The 3,688-nt window shown below is 55.2% G+C and carries 4 protein-coding genes; 3 read left to right on the top strand and 1 reads right to left on the bottom strand.

Going from position 1 to position 3,688, the window contains the following annotated elements; all coding sequences use genetic code 11:
* Positions 1-533, top strand: a 533-nt coding sequence (locus PZA18_RS23555; protein ID WP_284103342.1) for a hypothetical protein, incomplete at its 5' end; no start/stop codon positions are given.
* 506 nt (positions 534-1,039) lie between these two features.
* Here the strand turns inward: PZA18_RS23555 and PZA18_RS23550 are convergent.
* On the bottom strand, positions 1,040-1,330 hold the full coding sequence (locus tag PZA18_RS23550; RefSeq protein ID WP_284103341.1) for a hypothetical protein: 291 nt from the start codon (positions 1,328-1,330) through the stop codon (positions 1,040-1,042).
* Between the two features lie 226 nt (positions 1,331-1,556).
* Here PZA18_RS23550 and PZA18_RS25515 point away from each other — a divergent pair, with 226 nt between their 5' ends.
* On the top strand, positions 1,557-1,838 hold the full coding sequence (locus PZA18_RS25515; RefSeq protein WP_407951211.1) for a hypothetical protein: 282 nt from the start codon (positions 1,557-1,559) through the stop codon (positions 1,836-1,838).
* A complete protein-coding gene (locus PZA18_RS23545; protein ID WP_284103340.1) occupies positions 1,808-3,523 on the top strand; it encodes an RCC1 domain-containing protein in 1,716 nt (571 codons plus the stop codon). The genes PZA18_RS25515 and PZA18_RS23545 overlap by 31 nt, the downstream gene beginning before the upstream one ends.
* Positions 3,524-3,688: the final 165 nt, after the last annotated feature.

The raw sequence follows: 3,688 nt of genomic DNA, 5'->3' as shown, positions 1-3,688 counted from the left end.
AATCTGTTGACCAACATCCTGGGCAAGGCCAGCCGCGTCGAGATCGACTTCCCGAAGGTCTCCGCCTGAGCCCGCCGCGATTGACCGACTTTGAACTGATTGAATACTGGAAAGGAAATACCATGAACCGCATCGCACAACTCGCCGCCCAACTGACCCTGGCCGCTGTCATGATCGCCCCTGCTTTTGGCGCAACACCGCAAACCAAGGATGGCGTCACCACGATTCATCTGACGGAGTACAACGGTTACTTCGCCGCCGAGGAAACCCTGACCGACCTGAAACCCGGTGATTACGACTTCGTCGTCACCAACAAGGCCGGCAAGTTTGTCGGGTTCAATGTGCAGGATCAGAAGTCGCATGAATTGCTGGGCGGCTTTGGTCTGAATCCGGAGGAAACCAAGACGGTGCGGGTGAAGATCGGCGAAGACGGTTTCCGTTACCGCTGCCCGATCAACATCACCCCTTGGTATGACGTCGATGTGACCCGCTCCACTGCCGCGAGCCCAAGCAGCATGGCCCGTGACCGCTAAGCCCGGCTCCCGCCCCACCCCACCGTCAGTTCGGTGCGGTGGGGCGTATCCGTTGACAGGGTCAACCCTGAGGGCGACATCGCCGGGTCCAGACTTGCGCGGGCTGATTGACCAAGGCGAGGCAAGCCGGGTACCGCCTGTCTGACGAGGACAGGGTGGGGGGTACGATATCGATCAGAGCCGTGTGGCTGGGCGCCGCAGGGGTTCTGTTGTGTCGTCAAGGCCACCCCTTTTCCTTCCTTACGCTTCCCAGGAAGGCGGTACGCCCCCTCCCGCAGCAATGACACGGCGTCGGCCAGGGGGATCTGTGATGACCTGGCCAGAGAAAGGGCGAAGCGATAGTTCAGCGGCCAGAGTTGCCGCACCAATTCCAGGCGATCCGATAAGGGGATGCATCGTAACCATCGTCGCAATCAGGTTTCTATTTGCGCATGAGCACTTCGTCGAGCGAATGGTTCTGGCGTGTATAGAGGGGTATTCATACGGCCTGCCATGCCGTCAACGGATTACTCATGGCGTTCCCCTGTTACAAACCCCCGCAATCGCCCCAGCTGCTGCCAGGCCGCCTGATCAGTTTCGGTGCCGCGCCAGCGGGTGCCCATCAATACCGCCAGGCACTCAGCTTCCGTCCAGCTATTGGCGCTACGTTCAATAATCGCCGCCGCCTGTCGGGCGCGCTGCTCGCGTTTGCGGGTTGCTGCATCGCGCGCCGCCAGGCCAAGCGGCTTGCGCCCCCGCTTTTTGGGGACATTGCCAACCGGCAACTCCAGTGTGACCTGATCATGATGATCGCGCATGGCGGCTCCTTGCACTGAAATGGGGGCGGCAGTGTAAGGGATTGGTGTGACATTCACCAAACCAGAGGTGATTTATCGTTCTGTCGTGGGAATACGTACCACAGGACATTTGACTTGACATTCTGTGGAAATTTGCAAACGGGATAATCGGGTTTTATTCAGCTTGAGTGGCAAAATTCTATATTCCGCAATTTTTCCAGCCATACTCATTCCCCTTCTGTTCCGAATGGCAACAGCTGGCCCGGTAAAATCTGTCCGTGTCATTTTCTGCATTGAAGCGATCCTTCCTACTATGAAGTCCCTTTCCTCTCGCTCGCCCCGCTGGCGCGGCAGTGTGCTGATCGGACTCTGTCTGTTAGCCAATCTGTGCACTGCCCACGCTGTAACCACTCCTCCTGTTCCCGAACTACAAAACGTGGTGGACATCGCGACGGGTAAAAACCACAGCTGCGCCATTGTGAGTGGAGGTACTGTGCATTGCCGGGGAAAAACCAGTACCGCCAAATAGGTAATGGCACCACGATCTCCTCGCCTTTGGCTTTCCCTGTTGGTGGGCTGGATCGCGTTGCATCCCTGGCTTTGGGCAGCTATCACAACTGTGCTCTGCTGGAAGACGGCAAGGTGAAATGTTGGGGGAACAACCACGATGGGCAGCTTGGTAGTGGCAATACTTCTATCACTAATGGTCCGGTCGAGGTAAATGGGCTGACGGGGGTGACCACTCTGGCGGTAGGGGAACAACTCAGTTGTGCTGTTCTAAATTCTGATGAGGTCAAATGCTGGGGAGCTAGTCACTCTTTCCAGTTTGGCAATAGTGCTTTTTACGAAGCACTGACTCCTGTGACGGTAGCAAACCTTGGTGGGGTGGTCTCGCTAACGATTGGTGGTAGTCACGTCTGTGCCCTGTTAAATGATGGCAAGGTAAAGTGTTTGGGATTCAACCAGTATGGTCAGTTAGGAGATGGCACTCACTACGATTCCGGCAAGCCAATTGAAGTGCGAGGATTGAGTGAGGTGCTTGTCGTAACCGCAGGCGAAGGTCACAACTGCGCTCTGCTCAAAAGTGGCAAGGTAAAATGTTGGGGTCGCAATTCCTATGGCAACCTTGGCAGCGGGAATGCCCACAACGCTGACGCTACCTTGCCGATCGAAGTTCCTGACCTATCAGGTATTACTGCACTGACGGGGAATCGGACTGATGCGAATTGCGCCAGCGTGGGCGACCTGTCTATTAAATGCTGGGGCTTTCTCTATGACGATCAAGGAAAGGTCCACGTAGAAAGTATTCCCATAGAAATCAAATCGCTACCAGCTATTCGGAAGCTGGTAATGGGTCAGTCTCACAGTTGTGCCTTACTCAGTGACGGTCACGTGAAATGCTGGGGCGACAACACTTTCAGCCAGCTCGGCAATGGCAGGCCGGGAACTGGTCCATTACCGTTTGCGGTGGCAGATCTACCGACTATCAAAACCATGTCCTTGGGAGAGTCTCACAGCTGCGCGCTCCTGACCGATGGCGAAGTGCGATGCTGGGGATCGAATAGCCATGGTCAGCTGGGGAATGGTAGTACCATACGCTCAGCTGCACCGGTCAACGTCAAAGGGTTGGGTAGGGTTACTGCTCTGGCCTTAGGTTTAACTCATAGTTGTGCCCTGATCGCAAACGGGACAGTGAAATGCTGGGGCAAAAATGAGTATGGCGAACTTGGCAGCGGCAATAACATCTCTTCCGCAACCCCAGTTGAAGTTCAAGGCCTGAATGATGTAACCGCGCTCACTGCGGTCGGTAACCACAACTGCGCTGTGCTTCAAGATGGCGGGGTCCACTGCTGGGGTTTCAATCAGTTCGGCCAGCTTGGAAATGGCACCCGGACGAATGCACTCACTGCGGTCAGGGTGCCAGGACTGACTAATGTCATCAATGTTGCCAACGGTTACTTACACAGTTGCGCTGTGTTGCGCGATGGCACGGCTAAGTGCTGGGGCAGTAATTGGAATGGACAGCTCGGCAGTGGCAGCTCCTTCCCTTCTGACACGCCTGTCAATGTGTCAGAACTAAGTGGGATACGCACCCTGGCTCTGGGTGGTAATTTTAGTTGCGCACTGCTTAAAGATGGCAAGGTCAAATGCTGGGGATATAATGCTGATGGTGGGGTCCGAGGTGTAACGGAACGGAAAACCGGGTTAGGCTAATGTCATTAGACAAATACATTGGTCTGACGGTCCTCAGCCTAGATAGTGTCGTCACGAGTTAGGATTTAGTCGAATAAGAGTATTTTGCGATTTATAAGGATTGACATGAGCAGCCTCCACCGGCATGACATCAGCGACGCCACTTGGGCCTTGCTGGCCCCTCAT

The organism is Parachitinimonas caeni, from assembly GCF_030129945.1.
Classification (GTDB): Bacteria; Pseudomonadota; Gammaproteobacteria; order Burkholderiales; family Chitinimonadaceae; genus Parachitinimonas; species Parachitinimonas caeni.
This window is presented reverse-complemented; position numbering and strand designations above follow the sequence as displayed.

Coding starts and splice junctions, on each gene's coding strand:
- PZA18_RS25515 (WP_407951211.1), top strand. CDS start 1,557: ATGGCAACAGCTGGCCCGGTAAAATCTGTCCGTGTCATTTTCTGCATT.
- PZA18_RS23550 (WP_284103341.1), bottom strand. CDS start 1,330: ATGCGCGATCATCATGATCAGGTCACACTGGAGTTGCCGGTTGGCAAT.